Origin of the sequence: Dyadobacter sp. 32 (assembly GCF_902506755.1) — a bacterium.
In the GTDB taxonomy this organism is placed as follows: Bacteria; Bacteroidota; Bacteroidia; order Cytophagales; family Spirosomataceae; genus Dyadobacter.
In genome coordinates this window covers 3,838,828-3,857,472 of the sequence record NZ_LR735258.1, presented here as the reverse complement: position 1 = coordinate 3,857,472, position 18,645 = coordinate 3,838,828, and the positions used below count along the sequence as shown (strand labels likewise).

Sequence of the window (18,645 nt, the reverse complement as noted above, 5' to 3'; positions counted from 1 at the left end):
TGGGCCGAATTCTAGGTGTGCAAACCCTGTGTTGTTCCAGGAGTGGGAGGTGCTGGAAGGGTTTAATTGGTGTACTGGTGGTGGCTTTCGGGTGGATGTTAAATGGTTTCGTGAGGGCTCTTGTTTGTTAGTAGGGTTATCCTTTGGGGGTTTTCTGTTCTTCTAATGAGAGGTGGTGTATTGAATAGATGCAAATTTTGTCGGGAGGTGGATATTTTGGCAGTCGTAATAGGTTATTTATATGATATAAGCCTGGATATTGACACTGGAAAATTTTCTATATGAACTTGTTTTTGTATACATAAATAATATATATTTGTAAACTTAGAAAATGACTATCTTTTGAGTAATACTTCGTTTGAATAAGATATGTTTCACTCAAGGCGAGATTTTATAAAGAAAAATGCGACTGCGGGGCTTGGGCTGGCACTTAGCGGACAGTTAATCCCTCTCCCAGGATCAGCATCGTCATCTGAGTCTATTAGCGAACACACGCTCTACTTTGATGGGTATACCCGCATTGGCCCTCGCAAGTACAAACATCCTGAGGAAAGATGGAGCCTCCAGCATTTGCGGGATGAAATGCAGCATTGTTCAATTTCCGGAGCGCTGGTTGCGTCAACACTGTCCGTTAATTATGATGCTATGTTCTCCAATCTCGAACTTAGTGAACAAATCAAAGATTATCGGAACCTGTTTGCCATCTGGAATGTGATGCCTCATCAAACGGGAGAGTTTCCGGATCCTGTTGAGCTGGGCAAGCAAATGAAAGCGCACAATGTTCGTGCTGTGAGCCTTTTTCCATATACAAATGCTTGGGATTGGAAAGCAGATACCAGCGACGAACTACTAAACTGGTTGTCGAAAAATAAAATACTCACCATTGTTAGTGCCACAGAATTTGGGGGGATGTCGCCTTTTAACGAATTTCTGACAAAGTATCCATCTCTCCCGGTGTTTCTGATTAATGCCAACTGGTCCGATCAGCGCTACGTTCTTCCCATGGTTGCTAAGCACCGTAATCTTCACGTAGGTTTTGATAATTTTCAGATCAATGAGGGTATAGAATACTTTTATAAAAAGGGTTACATTGATCAGGCTATTTTTGGCTCCAACACGCCTGCTATGTCTGCCGGGGCGCACCGTGCCTATATCGATTATGCAGATGTTCCCAAGGATGCGCGCGCTAAAGTCGCTGGTGGAAATCTCATACGTCTTTTGCACGGGTTGAGGCCGCCCGAGCTAAAAAACAACCCGAATGACGATATTTTGATGGTGGCCATTAAAAGTGGAAGTCCGATCCCGGTCCCGCTGATTGATATGCACATGCATATGTTGAATGAGGGGCTGAATGGAGCAGGCTGGGGTTACAGAATGGAAAATGGTGGTCCTGACGAAGTTTTTAAACTTCTAAAACGATTGGGTTACAAGGGTGGCGGTATTATGAGTTGGAATGGAGTTGTAAGTCACGATGCGGTGGGTGGAAATATCTCGGCAAAAAAATCGCTGGATATGGCACCTGAAGGCTACTGGGGGCTTGCAAATTTCGATCCTACGCACTATTCTCAGGAGGAGCTTAAAATACTGATACCAAAGATGTACGAAGACAAACGATTTATCGGCATGAAGCCCTATCATTATTATGGAGTTCAGTATCATCATCCTTCCTATGATGTGTGGTGGCAATACGGCAATGAAAGAAAGTTCTACGGTCTGTTGCATAATTCCCGGTCAGACCTTTTAGAAGCGGAGAGTCTGGCAAAAAAATATCCGGATGTGCGCTGGATTATCGCACATGCTGGAGGTAGCTACAATATGGCCGATATGGCTATTGCAGCTATGAAAAAGTTCCCCAACATATATGCAGAAATCACCTTAACGCCGGTTCATCTGGGTATTGTAGAATATCTTGTTGCGGGAGCAGGGGAAGATCGCATATTGTATGGCTCTGACCTCCCGATGCGGGATCCTCGTCAGCAGCTGGGGTGGGTAGTATTCTCCAGATTGCCTTTGGCAGTTAAAAAGAAAATACTGGCTGAGAACGCACTGAAAGTAATTGAGCCATGCCTGAATCGTTTGCCTGCATACAACCGGCCAAATATTCCCTGATTCAGATCACAAAAAAAGTGTACTTATTCTTGGTACACAGCGCGGGCAAAACTGAGGATAAGAATAGCAAAAAGTTTCCTTTGAGGACAAGATAATCACTGATCAACTGCGAATAGTCAACCCTAAAATACATGAACCGACGAGATTTCATTGTAAAATCAGGCAGGGGCTCTCTGGTAGCCAGTGGCTTATGCATTGTTTCCGGCTGGGGGCATTCTTCGGAGCCGGTGTCTTACGAACTCTCCGGGAAGCCTTGCCGGAATTTTAACATACTGGCCAACTGCTCACTGACCGATCCATATGATCAGCGTGAAAAGTTTGTTCTTTCGAATTTTGCAGAAGGTGAAACAGGTAGTATTATTTTGATCGATACACTTACGGGGAAAGGAGAAAATTTTGTTCTGCCAGTTGGTGCAGGTGCCTGGGGCCTGGTCAACTGGCACAATGAGAAACTCATTGTCGGAACCTGTACTGAACAGGCTTACCTTCACGTTTTCGATTTAAAAACCAGACAATGGGCGAAACCCATTATATCTGAGAAAGAATCTTACTTCTGGCAGATGGGTCTTGGCTCGGATGACAAAGTGTACGGTGGTACCTACCCGGGGTGTGCACTTACACGGTATGATCCTGCTACGGGCTTGTTCACCAATCTGGGGCGGGTATCAGGCAACCCCAAAAACCTTTACAGTCGACCGGTATACTGTGGTGCGCCAGGCTTTGTATTTGTCTGGTACGGTTTTGACACTCCCGGTATCAAGGTCTATGACATAAAAAAGGAAACGTTTGCCGATTTCGGGCAGCCCGGAGATACAGTAAGAGAAGTCAATGATCGATTCGTTTGCCTTGATAATAAGGGAAAGCTCTCATTCTACGACGCTGGCTCGCTGCAACCAATTGAAGGAGAAGGTTTTGATAAACAGTTGGTTAGGCGATCGATGAAAATAACTGATTCGCAAAATGTAAGCTTTATAAAATTGAGAGATGGGAGACTGGCGGGTGTTCGCGGTCAGGATTATTTTATTGTTTTGCCTCCTGCCGATGAAGAAGAGTTTAACAGGCCGGTGAAGGTAGAGTTGAGACAAATCCCTGTACAGGCGATGCCCACGTCGATTTTTACGCTAACCACTGATCACAAGGGGAAAGTATGGGGGTCCTGTGCTTTTGGACAAACCATTTTTTCTTTTGACCCAAAGACAGGAAAATACTGGAATTCCTCCTCGGTATGCAATAACGGCGGGGAGGTTTATGGTATGGTTTTTGTTGAGGGCCGGCTCTTTATGTCATCATACGTTGGTGGCGATCATACCGTTTACGATCCGAATGAATCCTGGGACCAGCTCGGAAATGTAAACCCCAAAAATGTAGGTACCGTAGCTCCCGCCCTTATCAGGCCTGAGGGTAGGAGTGTGCTGGGGCCAGATGGTTGCGTATGGACGGGGTGGTCGGCAAGATATGGCACGTATGGCGGCGGGCTTTCGAGTGTGAATCCAAAGACCCTTGAGCTGAAATCCTGGTACGACCCGGTACCCGGGCAGCAAGTGGCTGGTATTGCTGCTGATGATCAATACATTTATTTTAATACCAACGGAGGGGCAAGCGGGCTGGCATATAAAGAAGGTGTAAAATGCCACTTCGGCGTATGGAAGCCCGGTGAAGGATTGGTTTATGATCTGGAGCTTGACCCTGGCGACACCGTGAATGGAGCTATTGCTACCTCTGGCGGAAAGGTAGCGGTGGCAGTGAATAAACAGATACGGGTATTTGACCCCGGTCTCCTCAGGTTCTCGCAATCGATCAATCTTTCTTCCGAAAAAGGGTGTAACTGGTTACTTTCTACCGGAAAAGGTAAGGTTGTCGCATTTTGTGGTAAGCAGTTACTTGAAGTAGATATATTAAACAGAGGGCAAAGGATCATCTGTGATCTCCCGGATACCGTAAGAATGGCCACATTCACAAGTGAGGGAGAAATTTACTTTTCAGTAAGATCGGATCTTTACAAAATCAAAAACTACTAATTGAGGCAATGGGAACAAACGACTTGAACAGAAGAAAATTTATGGGAAAGCTAGGCGCCGGCTCATTGGCAATGCTTACTGCTACTGCTATGCCGTCTCACGGGAAACACAGCAATGGCAATATCGATAAACTTGCAGTACTGGGCGGCGAGCCAATCCGGAAAAACAAAGCCTGGCCCCAATGGCCTTACGTCGATGAGAAAATGGTTGAGTCAATCGTAAAAACGACGAGAAGTGGAAAATGGAGCAGAATAGACATCGCTAACGGTTCGGTGGCGACATTTGAGAAGGAGTATGCCAAACTGCTGGGAGCCAACTATTGTGTAGGGACTGGTTCGGGCACCCAGGCTCTTAGTACTTGTGTCGAAGCCCTTGGTATCGGCCCTGGCGATGAAGTGGTTACCTCACCCTACACGGATATGGGAACCGTATCGGCTATCATTACCAGTCGTGCGCTGCCGGTTCTGGCCGAACTTGATCCTGATTCCTATCAGCTTGACCCTTATGATGTCGAAAAAAAGATTACCCCTAATACAAAGGCTATCATTCCTGTGTACATTGGAGGAGTGCCCTGTGATATCGATCGGATTATGGCGATTGCCAAGAAGCATAACCTCAAGGTTATAGAAGATTCCTGCCAGGCGCATTTGGCATCTTACAAAGGGAGGAAATTGGGGACAATTGGGGATTTGGGTTGTTTTAGTTTTCAGGGGAGCAAGCAAATCGCATGTGGTGAAGGAGGTGCTATTATAGGCAATGATCAGGCGCTGATGGAGCAATGCTACACTGTGCAAAACCATGGTACAGCCCGTAATGGGAAGCATGTTACCATTGGTCCTAAATATCGGATGAATGAATTCGAAGGGTCTATTCTACTCGGTCAGCTGGATACAGTGCAAGAAAGGTTCAGGATTAGAAATGAAAATGCCGACTATCTCAATGCAAAACTGAAAGATTTTCCTGGTCTCGTACCTCAGAAGCGCTACGAAGGAACCGAGAGCGCGGGATTGTACATTTATGCACTAACCTATCATAAAGAGCATTTCGGTAATGCAGATCGTAGCAAGTTCCTCAAAGCAATACAGGCCGAGGGGATCGGTTTTAGTGGCTACATTGCCAATGGATTACATCGTGAACCATGGGTGGATCATATCCTGGGCCTGCGTTCATACAAACAGATGTACACGGCCAACAGGCTAAAGCAATATAAAGAGGATATGAACTTGCCAAAATGTGATCTGGCTTGTTCTAGAATGGTGTCTTTATGGGCTTCCGGGACCCTGCTAGGCACAAAGCAGGATATGGATAATATTATTGATGCCATTATGAAGGTCTATGACAACAGAGATAAGTTGCATTCACTTTAAAAGGGATTTTCTTTTATCTGACACATCTGTTTACGCAACTTTTAATGGATACTAGTCACTTTTCCAGGCGTGAGTTTCTTTCCGGTATAGGGGCATCGGTCTTTATTCCAAATAAGCTTGTTACCTGGGACGAAAATGAAGGAGATCTGAAATTTGTAAACCTTATTGATGGAGATATTCTTCACTCCGGTGACGGGGAGGTAGAAGACGGGAAACTGTTTATTGAGGTAATAGTAGCAGCGCGCAGGAATAGCAACATTGAGATAAATCGTGTTAAAGCCCGGTTTAGAGATGGGTTGCACACGGCGGTTATTGCCTTGTCGGACTATGAGACAGATATTGTAGCCATTGATAAAGGAACAAAAAGGATAGCAAGTATCAAGGTCTTCTGGGTACCCAGGCTTTTTAATAAGTACAGGCTATCCATTGATGATGCGATCTGGTTTTTAAGAGACCTTCACGCCAATGCCGATCAGTACAATTCCATATTCGATACACCATTTCTAGGTTTCATGAGGTCTTTGCATGAGCGTTATGGTACGAAAGTGCATATTAACCTTTTTTACGAAAGTGATCATTTTAATCTTTCGCAAATGACAGCCAAATATAAAGCCGAGTGGAAGGCCAACTCGAATTGGCTCAGGCTTAGTTTTCACGCTTGGTCCGAATTTCCAGATAATCCATATATCCATGCCAGTTATGAAAAAGTGAAAAAGGATTGCAGTGGGGTGATGGAGCAGATCAGGCGATTTGCCGGGGAGGAAGTGATGGGGCCGGTCACCACCCTCCATTGGGGGGAGGTTCCGGTGGAGGTGTCACGTGCATTGCGGGACTTGGGCTACGTGGGGCAGTTGTGCGATTTTAATGTGGACAACAACCTTGCTCCAACCTCCTATTATCTGGATGTAGAAAAAAGACGGCATATGAATAAGCGTTTCGTTTGGCGGGACAATAAGGAGGGTATTTCGTTCATCAAGAGCAGCATTATTATTGATACGATCAAGCAGGAAAATATAGAGACATTTTTGAGTACATACGAAAAAGAATCCCGTAGACCGCCATACGTTGACCTGCTGATTCACGAACAATATTTTTATCCTTTCTATCGGTCTTATCAACCCAATTATCGACAGAAAGTAGAGGTGGCTGTTAAATGGGCTGAGGCGCAAGGTTATTCATCTGCATTTCTCGATGAATGTTTGTTTGCTTAGGCGGGGATGGGTTGTTCTGCATCTGGTATATTTTTGATTCGATTCGTTTATAACATTGAGGTGGAAGTGATCCGGCTGTATTCATCTGCCCCTGACCTTATAGAAACAACATGTGCGGTAGGCGATTGATATTGCTAGCACAATCCTTCAGTTGGTTTTTTTTTGGCGAAAGGCGTGTAAGAATCTCTGATTTCGGGATCATGGGGGCATTAAGGAATTTTGTTTAAGTTGTATTTATAATCTGGGCGAAGGTTTCTTTGTTCAGATTATTTTCCACATGATTCTACAAGCAACCCGGGCCGCCGACAAGATACGTATAGGGATGATGGTTGTTAGGTGCGGACTACGTGAATTTCATTAGTGCCCCTGAATGCACTCAAGATGTGTAATTACATTTTCCCGTTTCTGAATAAAATATTTGGATGTGTCGCTCAGACTTGGAATCTGAAATGTTTTACATGGACAGCCGCGCATGTAATGGCAGGCCTGGCGGTGTTACAGGATCCTTTCCCTGGACGGGTTATAATGCTATCTTTCAGTGTATTGCATGTGACATTGTAAACGATTCATTCGCGCGTATATTTTGTCACTATCTCTTTGTCGTGCTATCGGAGTCGGCTTTCGGGCCAATCCCGAAAGGGTATTTTACCTGATCGCCGATAGGATCTGTGGTCCTGATATATAATTCATGATAAATCTATTTTGTTGTAGAAAATTTCCGAAAAATCGGATTGTGGTTGCCTGTTGATGGAGGTTGTTTATGAGGTGTTGGTTAACGATTTGTCTGCATGAATTAATCAACGCTGCCCTATTATTTGTAAACATTAATTTCTATTTTTGTAAACATTAAAATTGGTTTTCTTAACTGCCTTTTCGAAGGAAACGTGTGGGAAGTAAAAGAATATGAAACGAAGTATTGGTTTTTTGTGTATTTGCCTTTTACTTAGCTTGCCTTCAAAAGCGCAGCAGCTAAGGGCCGGCACTTTTGAGGTAGATGTATCCCCGCCGTTGGGAAGTCCTGTGGCGTACGCGCCCGCTCGGTCTATAAAGGACCGGTTAACCGCCAGAGGGATTGTTATCCTGACTAATGAAAAACCTGTGGTTCTCTGTGCTGTGGATTGGATAGGGATTTCCAATGAGGGCCAGGATGCCTGGAAAAGTGCGTTGGCTAGTGCGGCAGGTACCACCCCTGACAGGGTCTCTGTGCATGCACTACACCAACATGATGGCGTGTGCTGCGATTTTACGATTGAAAAAATATTTGCAGAATATGGGATGGCTGGACAGCGCTTTGATAACCCGTTTCTTTATAAAGCCATAAATAATGTAGCGATAGCGGTAAAAAGGGCGACGAAAACCGCCAAAACAGTTACCCATATAGGATTTGGAGAAGCTCGTGTCGAGAAGGTAGCTTCCAGTCGAAGGATTCTTGGAAGTGATGGCAAGGTAAAGATCATTCGATATAGCAAGGCTACCGATTCTTTAGCCATAGCTGCCGAAGAGGGTCTTATTGATCCCTGGTTGAAATCAGTAAGTTTGTGGAGCAACAATCGCCCGGTAGCTGTTCTTAGTTATTATGCCACCCATCCCCAGAGCCATTATGGTAAAGGTGATGTTACCTGTGAATTTGTGGGGATCGCCAGAAACGAACGACAACGCAAAATGAACGGTGTTCCTAATATCTACTTCACAGGGGCAAGTGGCAATGTTGCTGCCGGGAAGTACAACAACGGTGCAGACTCGACACGGTATCTGTTGGCTGGCCGTATGGAAAAGGCCATGGAGGAAGCCTGGAAAGCAACCAGTAAAAAAGCCGTCTACATTGGTGACATCACATGGAAGAACCAGTCAGTCGTTCTGCCCCTGAATAAAAATATAATTGAAAGTGATTTGAGAAGAGTTATGTCCGATCCAAAGCTTAACTCGATTGAAAAATATGGCGCTGCAGAAAAATTGGCATGGTTGTTACGTACCAGACAAGGCTATTTGGCCAATGTTTCCGCGTTACGGCTTGGGGAAGTCCGGCTTCTGAACCTGCCTGGCGAATGTTTTGTCGAGTATCAGCTAGCCGCTCAAAAAATGGTACAGGGCGGCCAGGTTTGCACGGCCGCTTATGATGAGTACGGCCCCGGTTACATTGGAACAAAAATCTCTTACGCTCAGGGAGGGTACGAAACGACCGACCTGAATTCAGGCGTTTCAGAGGATGCAGAACGAATTTTGCTGGATGCAATCAGTCGGGTGTTGCGATAGAGGTTTGACCGTACTATTTGTGTAAGTCAATAAACTATGTATCGGTTATTTGCCAATAGAAATCAGGCACTATTGAGATCACTTTTGTAATGGTTTTTGTTTTTCAGGGCAAAGCCCAAGGTCAACTGTTAAATGCGGATTGGCGAATGCCAATTTCCAGCCGCAAGCTTTTTGAATTCCCCAGCTAAGCAGCCCGGATTGGCCATAATTTTTGCAAAACAGGTATCTGAAACCATTCTGGCGGTTTTTTTTACTCGTTTTATCTGAGCTTATATTCTGCTTATTAGCGATGTTCCTTTCGTGTTTCTCAGGTCACCAATCTCTCGGAAAAACTTCTTGATGTCAGAATTGCCTTTTCTGACGGAATTCTCATACATGAAGATGTTAAAATTTCGCGGGCGGTGATGCCGGAATGGAGCACAGCTGCTCACGCGTGCCCTGACTGACAAATCTACCCGACACATGTGGTAGTTGGCAATAATCAAGTCCCGGACTTGAGGTTGCTTGTGTGAAAGAGGTGGTCTGCGAAGCAAGTATCTTGCCCGGGCCAGGTTAAGGAAGTGCAATGTGCTATGTGCATTTAGTAGCGGAGATGTATCGCCGAACCGGAGCGCTGGAAATTAAGCGTATTTTTTAGTTATACCCGGATTGTAGTGGTCGGTAATTAAAACCTGAAAGTTGTGGATCAGTGGCTTTTTCGTTTATAAATCATTTGAATTCTGCTAGTTGAATTATTGTCGTCAAATTTTGAGTTATATCACTTATTTCAATAGTTAAGATATATATATAAAATATCCTGTTGTTTTAAAATGTATACAAATATTTATTATTTTTGTAAACTTAGTTAAAATGAACTCCTAGTATCCAGAGGGATATTTACCAACAGTATTGCCCGCTCGGCAGCTTACATTCCTGATGCTTCCACAAAGAGGTACATACGCGAGCTTAATGAGCGGATAATGCAGGTAGTGCACGAGCTGGACGAGGTTGTGTAATCAATAGTAGAATTAATTAAACGCATGAATACATTTAAAGGCAAAGTAGCAATTGTAACTGGTGCGGCTTCCGGACTGGGATTGACAATTGCACTCAAATTGCTTAGTGAAGGTGTGTTAGTAGGGGTTTGGGATTTGAATAATGAGCAATTAAATACCTGGTTTGGAGGTGACAGAAATGCACACGTTCAAGCCATAGACGTTACGAATGCTGACAGGGTCGCGGAGGGGGTCGAAGAAGTTTTTCGTACTTTCGGTCGGATCGATATTCTGGTTAATTGTGCAGGTATTACCGGTATTACCAGCGTCAAAAGCCACAAAGTGACTGAAGAAAACCTGAGAAAGGTGTTCGATATCAATTTTATGGGAAGTTATTATACTTCAAAGGCTGTGATCCCTTACATGCTAGAAGCGAATTATGGTCGTATCCTGCACTTCGCATCTGTTGCAGGTAAAGAAGGCAATGCGGGAATGCTGGCATACTCGGCTTCCAAAGCAGCAGTCATAGGTATGACAAAAGTGCAGGGGAAGGAGTATGCGGGAACAGGAATAACGGTCAATGCGATGGCTCCGGCTGTTATTCGGACAGCCCTCGTAGAGGCTATGCCAACGGCACAGGTAAAGTATATGACTGATAAAATCCCTATGAAACGCTGTGGGACGCTAGAGGAAGCCGCTAATCTGGCGGCATACATTGTCTCGGATCATAATAGTTTCACGACCGGCTTCACATTTGATCTGACCGGTGGTAGGGCCACCTATTGAAAAGCTAAACCAACAAAGACTTAACCCCTTTACCGTAACGTGTATGGACAGAAGAGATTTTATTCAAAAAGCAGCGCTGACAGGATCAGTTACCAGTATTTTGCCAAACTTTTTATCCCAAAAAAATCAGCCCGGTGCCAAGGTACGGCTGGGATTTGTTGGAGTCGGCAGTCGTGGGGGAGCACTCGCTTCTATCGCAGCCGGAGATCCCGATGTGGAGATTAATGCCATCTGCGACATTAGCCAGCGGTCTGTGGATAAAACCCTTGCAATGCTGAAAAAGCTCGGAAGAAAAGCGCCGTCCGTCTATTCCAAAGGGGAGGAGGATTTTAGAAATATGGTTAAAAGAGATGACTTGGATGCCGTAATTGTAGCCACACCCTGGCAATGGCATGTACCAGCAGCAGTAGCAGCGATGAATGCCGGTAAGTATGCGGGTGTTGAAGTGCCTGCGGCCCTGACTATTGATGAATGCTGGGAGCTTGTGAACACACATGAAAAGACTGGTTCTCATTGCATGATTCTGGAAAACGTTTGTTACAGACGCGATGTTATGGCCATTCTTAACATGATTCGCAAGGGGATGTTCGGTGAGCTGACCTATGCGCACTGTGGTTATCAGCACGACCTGCGTGAGGTGTTGTTTAACGACGGTAAAACGGATAGGAGCGTTGGGCCTGAATTTGGCGCTAAGGCAGCTTTGGGTGAGGGACAGTGGAGAACCCAGCACTACATTGACCGTAATGGAGATCTTTATCCTACGCATGGGCTAGGACCGGTGGCCCATTGGCTCGATATCAACAGGGGAAATCGTTTCACTTACCTAACCTCGACCGCGACGAAGTCGCGAAGTCTACATAACTACATGGTTGACAAAGGAGGGATTAGCCATCCAAATACAAAAGTCAAATTCAGTACAGGAGATGTAGTGACCACAGTTGTGCAATGCCATAATGGAGAAAATGTGGTCATTATGCACGATACCTCCTCACCTCGGCCTTATTCCCTAGGTTTTCGGGCTCAGGGTACGGAAGGAATCTGGATGGAAGATGGCGCAACTATTTTTTTAGAGGACGTGTCGCCAAAGCCTCATACCTGGGAACCTGCACAGCCATATCTTCAGAAGTATGACCATGGTGTGTGGAAAAAATTTGAGAATGAAGCCAAAAACGCCGGGCATGGAGGTATCGATTTTTTCGTTATCCGATCTTTCATTGAAACGGTTAAACGCAAAAAAGCACCATTGATAGATGTCTATGACGCGGCCACCTGGAGTGCAATCAGTCCGCTGTCGGAGACATCCGTAGCCCGTGGTAGCTCACCCGTGGAGATTCCTGACTTCACCAGGGGGAAATGGAGGACCAATCCGCGCATTTTCGGACTTACTGATGAATACTAAATTCTTGATACCGCAAGAATTCGCATTGGAATTATACTAAGGAGTTATTAATTCAGACATAATGAGATTTTCCTCAAAAGTAGTTATCGTTTTCATCCTGTTAATGGCCAGGTCAGAGGCGTTCGCATCAGAAATGGATGATTTTAACACGCATTTTCGCCTGCTGCCTGCTCCTCAAAAAATCGAGTTGGTAAAAGGGAAAGGCTTATCATTTAATGGATTGCGTTCGGTTTGTCTCAAGGGACTGAATAAAAGCCCGGTTCTTTATGGGCCTCTAGAGAACCTCCCCCATGCTGACCAGCCGGGGGAAGGAACAGTCACTCTGGAACTTAGCCACGACCGTGCCCTGCCTGAATCTCCCGAGGGGTACATTATGGAAATAAAAGACAGCCAGGTACTGATAAAGGGAAAAAGCGAGGCAGGAATCTTCTATGGCTGCCAGACATTGCTCCAATTGATAGAAGATGCCTCGGACCAGCAGATAACTATCCCCTCATGTAAAATTGTGGATTATCCTGGTGTCGCTTATCGGGCGGTTCACTGGGATCTTAAATACCACCTCGATACAGAGAAATATTACTATGATATGATTGATAGGCTTGCCCGCATCAAGATCAATGCGGTAATAGTAGAATTTGAAGACAAACTCAGGTATGTGAAAGAGCCGGAGGTTTCGGCTCCACATGCCATTTCTATACAAGAATTTGCAGCCATCAGCCGTTACGCCAAAGAACGTCATATTGAGATCAGTCCTTTGGTTCAGGGTTTGGGGCATGTATCGTTCCTATTAAAACAGGATCGCTACAAGAGGCTTCGTGATAATCCGAAATCTGACTGGGTGATCGATCCCCTTAATCCTGATACCTACCGGTTACAATTTGCACTCTATGAGGATGCCATGGAAGCTACACCCGGAGGTAAATATTTACATGTCGGCGGGGATGAGGTGTATAATCTGGGAATGTCTGAAAGATCTAAAAAGTCGGGAATGAGCACCATTGAACTGCAGTTGTACTGGCTTAACAAAGTGTGCGAATTTGCCCGTCAACATAACCGAACGCCCATCTTTTGGGATGATATGGTCTTTTCAACTACCGGTCTGTACGGCACGATGCGCAATGACGGGAAAATCACCAGCGAGGAAGTTGAAAAAATCTGGAAGGACAATCAACCCAAACTGGAAAAAATGATTGAACGCTTTCCTAAGGATTGTATCTATATGCGCTGGAATTATGATTTCCCCAAGGTAGCGGGTAATATCAAAGCGATAGAATGGTTTCACTCCCACAATCTGAAAGTATGGGGTGCACCCGCTACACAGGATATGTCACCCATGCTTTCCCGTCAGAGCTCCATTTATCAACCCACCAAGGAATTTTGCGAAATAGCGACGAACAAAAAGATTGAGGGGATGCTTACCACAGCCTGGGACGACTCCTCGCCTCATTTTGAAACTTACTGGCGGGGTTTCCATGATTTTGCTTCACTCACCTGGAATTACCAGGATATCGGTGCAGCAAAAGCCCACCAGGCTTTCCGTCACCGCTTCTACGCCCCGGCTTTAAGTGAAGATGTATACGAATTTCAGGATACGCTTGAAATTGCTCTTAATTTTTGGGATACTGCATTAATCAATAAGGGTCACCGCAGGCATTATCCCTATAAAATGGACCTGATATCTCTACCGGATCCTGCCAGATCGGGGGAATGGGGAAACACATACAAAATAAAAATCCGGCGTGCTAAAGAAGAGCTGGATAGATACAAGGTTATCCAGGAAAAGATCATAAAAAATCAACGGCTTGCAAGAAGAAATCATTTTGCATTGGAGCTGTTCTATGTAATGAACGAATTACAGGTTTATCCTTCGAGGCTTTTACTGTTGCTTGACAATTATGACAAGGTCCCCTCGGCTGAAAAGGGGCCTGCCAGGGAAGAAGTGATGAAATACGTATCATCGTTCGCTGAACTCAGGAAGCAATATGAGGATGTGTTTTCTCAAACCCGGTTCATTGCAAATCCTGAAGGATACATTCTGGATCAGAACAATGATCCGATGCTGGCCAACGGAACAAACAACAGCGATTGGATGCACGTATTTGAACTGGCAATTAACAAGCGGATAAAAGAGTGGGACAAGTAGTGCGTAGCCTGAAATCACAAATTTCTAATCCTTTAATAATGAAACGATACTTCTTGCTTCTGACCATTTCCTGGCTGAGTAGTGTTCTCACTTCCCATGGAATGGACAAAGGAGCTTTTGAGCAATATTTCAAACTCCTGCCAAAACCGCAGACGACGGAGTTGATCAAAGGCAGGGCATTGAATTCTGGTGAGTTGAAATCTTTATACCTGAAAGGCGGTATCAAAAGACCAAAGGTACCGGTTGTTTCGCTTCTGCCGGTCACGTCAGCTTCTGGTAAAGGGATCCTGACACTCGAAATTGTTGAGGACAATACAGTGCCAGAGTCGGCGGAAGGCTATACGCTGCAAGCGGGCAATGGACAGGTTCTGATCAGATCACGTGGTGAAGCCGGGCTGTTTTATGGCTGTCAGACTTTGGCGCAACTTCTTGAAGACGCTCATGATCAGAATCTTAGTATTCCGGCTGTAAAAATCACCGATTACCCGGGTGTCCCTTATAGATCGGTTCACTGGGACCTTAAATACCATCTTGATAATCAGAATTATTATTATGAGTTGATCGACAGGCTGGCGAAAATAAAGGTAAATGCGGTAATCGTCGAATTTGAAGATAAACTTAAATATCGTCAGGTTCCTGTTATAGGTGCCGGTAATGCGATATCCATCGAGGAATTTGCGGCTTTGTGCAGATATGCCAGAGAGCGCCATATCGAAATCAGCCCGCTGGTTCAGGGCCTTGGTCATGTTTCGTTTATTTTAAAACACGATCAGTACAAAAAATTACGGGATGATCCGTCTTCGGACTGGGTGTTTGACCCGCTCAATCCTGAAGTATACCAGCTTCAGTTCAAGTTGTACGAAGATGCCATTAAAGCAACCCCCGGCGGAAAATATTTACATGTTGGAGGTGACGAAGTGTATAACCTGGGCCGCTCAGAATTATCGAAGAAATCGGGCATGAAAACGTTTGAGCTTCAGATGTACTGGCTCAATAAAGTTTGTGAGTTTGCCCGTCTGCATAACCGGACTCCCATTTTTTGGGATGATATGGTTTTTTCTCTGGCCGGCCTGTACATGACCCTTCATGATCCCAAACTTTCAAAGGAAGAAGTTGACAGGCAATGGAAAGAAAAGCAGCACATCATGGATGAAAATGTTCATCTCTTTCCTAAGGATTGCATTTATATGCGCTGGCATTATGCAAATCCCAAGTTACACGGAAATATAAAGGCGATCGACTGGTTCAAATCACACAACTTTAAGGTGATGGCCGCTTCCGCAACGCAGGATATGAATGCCATGCTGCCGCGGAGAAGCTCAATTTTTGGCCCTACCAAGGATTTCAGCGAAGTTACCACAGAGAAAAAGCTGGAAGGAATACTAACCACGGCATGGGACGATTCATCACCACACTTTGAGACCTACATGCGGGGTTTTCATGATTTTGCTTCACTCACCTGGAATTATCAGAATATTAGTAGCGAAGAATCTCATAAGGTTTTCAGGCATCGGTTTTACGCACCGGCCGTCAGCGATGCTTCATATGAGTTCCAGGACTCGCTGGAAACAGCTTTATATTTTTGGGATACTGCATTAATAGAAGATGGTGGAAACCGAAGCCATTATCCTAAGGAAATGAACCTGATTGGTTTGCCGGGAGAAAACAAAATAAGTAGTGCCTGGAGCGAACGTTACAAGATGAAATTACAGCGGGCTAAAGTAGAAATAGTCAGATATGAGCTGATAAAGAAGCGGATTGATCTCACGAGGAAGGCTGTTCGCAGAAATCGGTTTGCTGTGGACTATCTCTATCAGATGAATGAACTCCAGGTATATCCTGCAAAACTCTTACTGCTTCTTGAAGAATTTGATAAAGCGTCCCCAACAGACAAACAGGTGGCCCGACAAAAAGTTATTCAGTATGTGGAGCATTTTTCCAAAATAAGGGCCGGTTATGAGGACGTCTTTTCTAGAACCCGGTTTATAAGAAACCCGGAAGGTTATATTCTTGATCAGAACAATGATCACATGCTGGCGAATGGGACCAATACAAGCGACTGGATGCATGTTTTCGAGTTAGCATTTAATGATAAAATCAAACAATGGCTTAATAAACCGTAATGCAGGTATTTGTGATAGATAATTTAATGTCATTATAGGATATATGGCAAGCAGAACCAGGAGAATATGCAATGATTAAACAGACTGGACTCATAAACACTTTTGGAATGAAATATTGTAATAACAAGATCATCATGTGGGCCCTGCTTTCTCTGATCGGAACTCAGGGCATGGCGCAGCGTTATACTGCTGCACTCGCTCCCGCGAATGCAGTGAAAACTTTTCAATTGAGCGATGAGTTTCTGATTGAGCCCTTTGCTGCAGAACCTGATGTGCTATCACCCGTGGATATGGCCTTTGATGAGCATGGGAATTTGTTCGTAGTTGAAATGGGTGACTATCCCTACGATGCGAAACCGGGTGATTTTAAAGGTAGAATTCGACTACTCAGGGATACGAACGGAGATGGAAAGCCTGATAAATCCTATGTTTTTGCCGAATCTTTGCCAAGCGCAACAAGCATCTTGCCCTGGAAAGGAGGGATACTCGTTGCTGCTGCACCCGACATACTCTATATAAAGGATACTGATGGCGATTTCAAAGCGGATATCAGGGAAGTTCTTTTCACAGGGTTCTTTTCAAAAAATTCGGAAGCTCAGATCACTTGTATGCGATATGGCGTCGACAATTGGATCTACGCCAACAACCATGGTCAGGGTGGTATGATCACCTACAAAAAGAAGCCTGGTGCGGCTGCGTTAAATATTTCCGGAGGGGACTTTCGCTTTCGTTTAGACCGGGATTTGTTTGAAGTAGAATCAGGGACGGGTCAGTTTGGATTAGCCATGGATGAATGGGGGCACAGGTTTTTTACTCAGAACACACTGCATATTCAGCAGTCGCCGATTGCTTATCGTTACATACATCGTCATAATTTCATGCCCTCGTACAGATCAGAGGTCAATATTTCTGATCATGAATTGGAAATGTTTCAAAAATCTGCTACACCTTACTGGCGTCAACAGAGAAGTGATCGCCGTCAGGCTAAATATGATTCGCTGAAAAGCGGCTACAAGGAGTATGCACGGGATCATTTTACGGGAGCGTCGGGAGGTACTTTTTATGGAGGTGATGCTTTTCCCAGCTCTTTTTATGGTTCAATATTCACCGGTGACGTGGCCGGGAATCTGGTACACAGGGATGTTTTAAAGTCAGTTCAAGGTCAGCCGTCGTATGTAGCATCGCGCGGTGAAAGGGAAAAGAATCGTGAATTCCTGGCTTCCACAGATACCTGGTTCCGTCCTGGGAATTTCAATGTTGGTCCGGACGGGTATCTGTATTTGATGGATATCTACAGACAGCATATTGAAACACCGGTTTCCATTCCTGAGGATCTCAAATCCGATATGGACTTTTCAAATGGGCTCCAGTACGGTCGCATCTGGAAGATATTTCCGAAGGAGGGAACCAAACGCCCAACTCTTTTTCCCAATTTGTCTGCGAAGAAACCGGAGGAACTGGTTGCTTTGTTGGGTAATCCCAACCAATGGTGGCGTTTAACGAGTCAGCGTTTGTTGCTTGAAAAGCAAGATAATAGTGTGGTGGTGTTGTTAAAGAAGATGTTTACGGAGGGTAAGGATGGAATAGGCAGGCTTCATGCATTGTACACACTGGAAGGGCTTCATGCCCTGGATGCAACACTGGTCAAAAAAGCATTGTCCGATCCAGAGCCTGGGGTACGTGAGCATGGGCTGATGCTTGCAGAAAAGTTTCCGCAATATTTTACAGAGGTGGTCAACCTGATCGATGACGTTTCACCTCAGGTGGCTTTTCAGGCGACTTTAAGTCTCGGCCAGTTTCAGGAGAAAAGTGTTTTATCCATTTTGGCAAAAGTGATAGAGAAAAATGCAGACAATGTATCCTACCGCCAGTCTGTTCTGAGCTCTGTTCCTGGCTCATCCCCGGAGCTGGCGGCGTTGCTATCTTCAACCGGTTCTTTTTTTAGGTCTGCCTCGCCTGGTAAGCTAAAATTCATAGAGGACTATGCGTACATAGCAGGATGCCGTAATGAGAAAAACGATATCAGTGGGCTGATTACTATTTTGTCCAAGTATGAGACCAATTGGCAGTTGGCAGGCTTGACAGGTCTGGTGAAAGGAAGTAAGCGATCCCAAAATAAAAAGGAAGTAGAAAAGAGCCTTGATAAGAGTCTTCGGAAGTTAGAGGAAAAAGCATCAACGGAGGTAAAAAAGGCGGCAGGGGAATTAAGAAAGGTGTTGGCGATTTAAGCAAATTGTAATAGGTTATCTGGTGTCTGTCTTT

The 18,645-nt window shown here is 44.9% G+C and carries 10 protein-coding genes; all 10 read left to right on the top strand.

All coding sequences use genetic code 11. From position 1 onward, the window contains the following. Positions 1-369: 369 nt before the first annotated feature. Positions 370-2,109: an amidohydrolase family protein gene (locus DYADSP32_RS15635; protein WP_149244822.1), complete on the top strand. Its 1,740-nt coding sequence runs from the start codon at positions 370-372 to the stop codon at positions 2,107-2,109. 131 nt (positions 2,110-2,240) lie between these two features. Further along, positions 2,241-4,127, top strand: a complete 1,887-nt coding sequence (locus tag DYADSP32_RS15630) for a hypothetical protein (RefSeq protein WP_149241866.1) — start codon at positions 2,241-2,243, stop codon at positions 4,125-4,127. A gap of 8 nt (positions 4,128-4,135) precedes the next feature. Continuing rightward, positions 4,136-5,494, top strand: coding sequence for a DegT/DnrJ/EryC1/StrS family aminotransferase (locus DYADSP32_RS15625; RefSeq protein WP_149241867.1), 1,359 nt, complete (start codon positions 4,136-4,138; stop codon positions 5,492-5,494). 44 nt (positions 5,495-5,538) lie between these two features. Then, a complete protein-coding gene (locus DYADSP32_RS15620; protein ID WP_414617811.1) occupies positions 5,539-6,705 on the top strand; it encodes a hypothetical protein in 1,167 nt (388 codons plus the stop codon). Positions 6,706-7,608: 903 nt separating this feature from the next. Continuing rightward, positions 7,609-8,958 carry a hypothetical protein gene (locus tag DYADSP32_RS15615; RefSeq protein WP_149241868.1) on the top strand — a complete coding sequence of 450 codons (1,350 nt, stop codon included), beginning with the start codon at positions 7,609-7,611 and terminating at the stop codon, positions 8,956-8,958. Positions 8,959-9,977: 1,019 nt separating this feature from the next. Beyond that, a complete protein-coding gene (locus DYADSP32_RS15610) occupies positions 9,978-10,718 on the top strand; it encodes an SDR family oxidoreductase (protein ID WP_149241869.1) in 741 nt (246 codons plus the stop codon). A gap of 43 nt (positions 10,719-10,761) precedes the next feature. Next, positions 10,762-12,117 carry a Gfo/Idh/MocA family protein gene (locus DYADSP32_RS15605; protein WP_149241870.1) on the top strand — a complete coding sequence of 452 codons (1,356 nt, stop codon included), beginning with the start codon at positions 10,762-10,764 and terminating at the stop codon, positions 12,115-12,117. A gap of 61 nt (positions 12,118-12,178) precedes the next feature. After that, positions 12,179-14,260 carry a glycoside hydrolase family 20 zincin-like fold domain-containing protein gene (locus tag DYADSP32_RS15600; RefSeq protein ID WP_149241871.1) on the top strand — a complete coding sequence of 694 codons (2,082 nt, stop codon included), beginning with the start codon at positions 12,179-12,181 and terminating at the stop codon, positions 14,258-14,260. 38 nt (positions 14,261-14,298) lie between these two features. Continuing rightward, the gene (locus DYADSP32_RS15595) at positions 14,299-16,383 is read left to right on the top strand and encodes a glycoside hydrolase family 20 zincin-like fold domain-containing protein (protein ID WP_149241872.1); all 2,085 of its coding nucleotides are present in this window, start codon (positions 14,299-14,301) and stop codon (positions 16,381-16,383) included. Positions 16,384-16,490: 107 nt separating this feature from the next. Next, positions 16,491-18,611, top strand: a complete 2,121-nt coding sequence (locus tag DYADSP32_RS15590) for a PVC-type heme-binding CxxCH protein (RefSeq protein ID WP_149241873.1) — start codon at positions 16,491-16,493, stop codon at positions 18,609-18,611. The last annotated feature ends 34 nt before the right edge of the window (positions 18,612-18,645 follow it).

Excerpts from the sequence above, each read along its gene's own strand:
- DYADSP32_RS15625 (WP_149241867.1), top strand. The coding sequence starts at position 4,136 with ATGGGAACAAACGACTTGAACAGAAGAAAATTTATGGGAAAGCTAGGC.
- DYADSP32_RS15635 (WP_149244822.1), top strand. The coding sequence starts at position 370 with ATGTTTCACTCAAGGCGAGATTTTATAAAGAAAAATGCGACTGCGGGG.
- DYADSP32_RS15595 (WP_149241872.1), top strand. The coding sequence starts at position 14,299 with ATGAAACGATACTTCTTGCTTCTGACCATTTCCTGGCTGAGTAGTGTT.
- DYADSP32_RS15610 (WP_149241869.1), top strand. The coding sequence starts at position 9,978 with ATGAATACATTTAAAGGCAAAGTAGCAATTGTAACTGGTGCGGCTTCC.
- DYADSP32_RS15615 (WP_149241868.1), top strand. The coding sequence starts at position 7,609 with ATGAAACGAAGTATTGGTTTTTTGTGTATTTGCCTTTTACTTAGCTTG.
- DYADSP32_RS15620 (WP_414617811.1), top strand. The coding sequence starts at position 5,539 with ATGGATACTAGTCACTTTTCCAGGCGTGAGTTTCTTTCCGGTATAGGG.
- DYADSP32_RS15590 (WP_149241873.1), top strand. The coding sequence starts at position 16,491 with ATGAAATATTGTAATAACAAGATCATCATGTGGGCCCTGCTTTCTCTG.
- DYADSP32_RS15630 (WP_149241866.1), top strand. The coding sequence starts at position 2,241 with ATGAACCGACGAGATTTCATTGTAAAATCAGGCAGGGGCTCTCTGGTA.
- DYADSP32_RS15605 (WP_149241870.1), top strand. The coding sequence starts at position 10,762 with ATGGACAGAAGAGATTTTATTCAAAAAGCAGCGCTGACAGGATCAGTT.
- DYADSP32_RS15600 (WP_149241871.1), top strand. The coding sequence starts at position 12,179 with ATGAGATTTTCCTCAAAAGTAGTTATCGTTTTCATCCTGTTAATGGCC.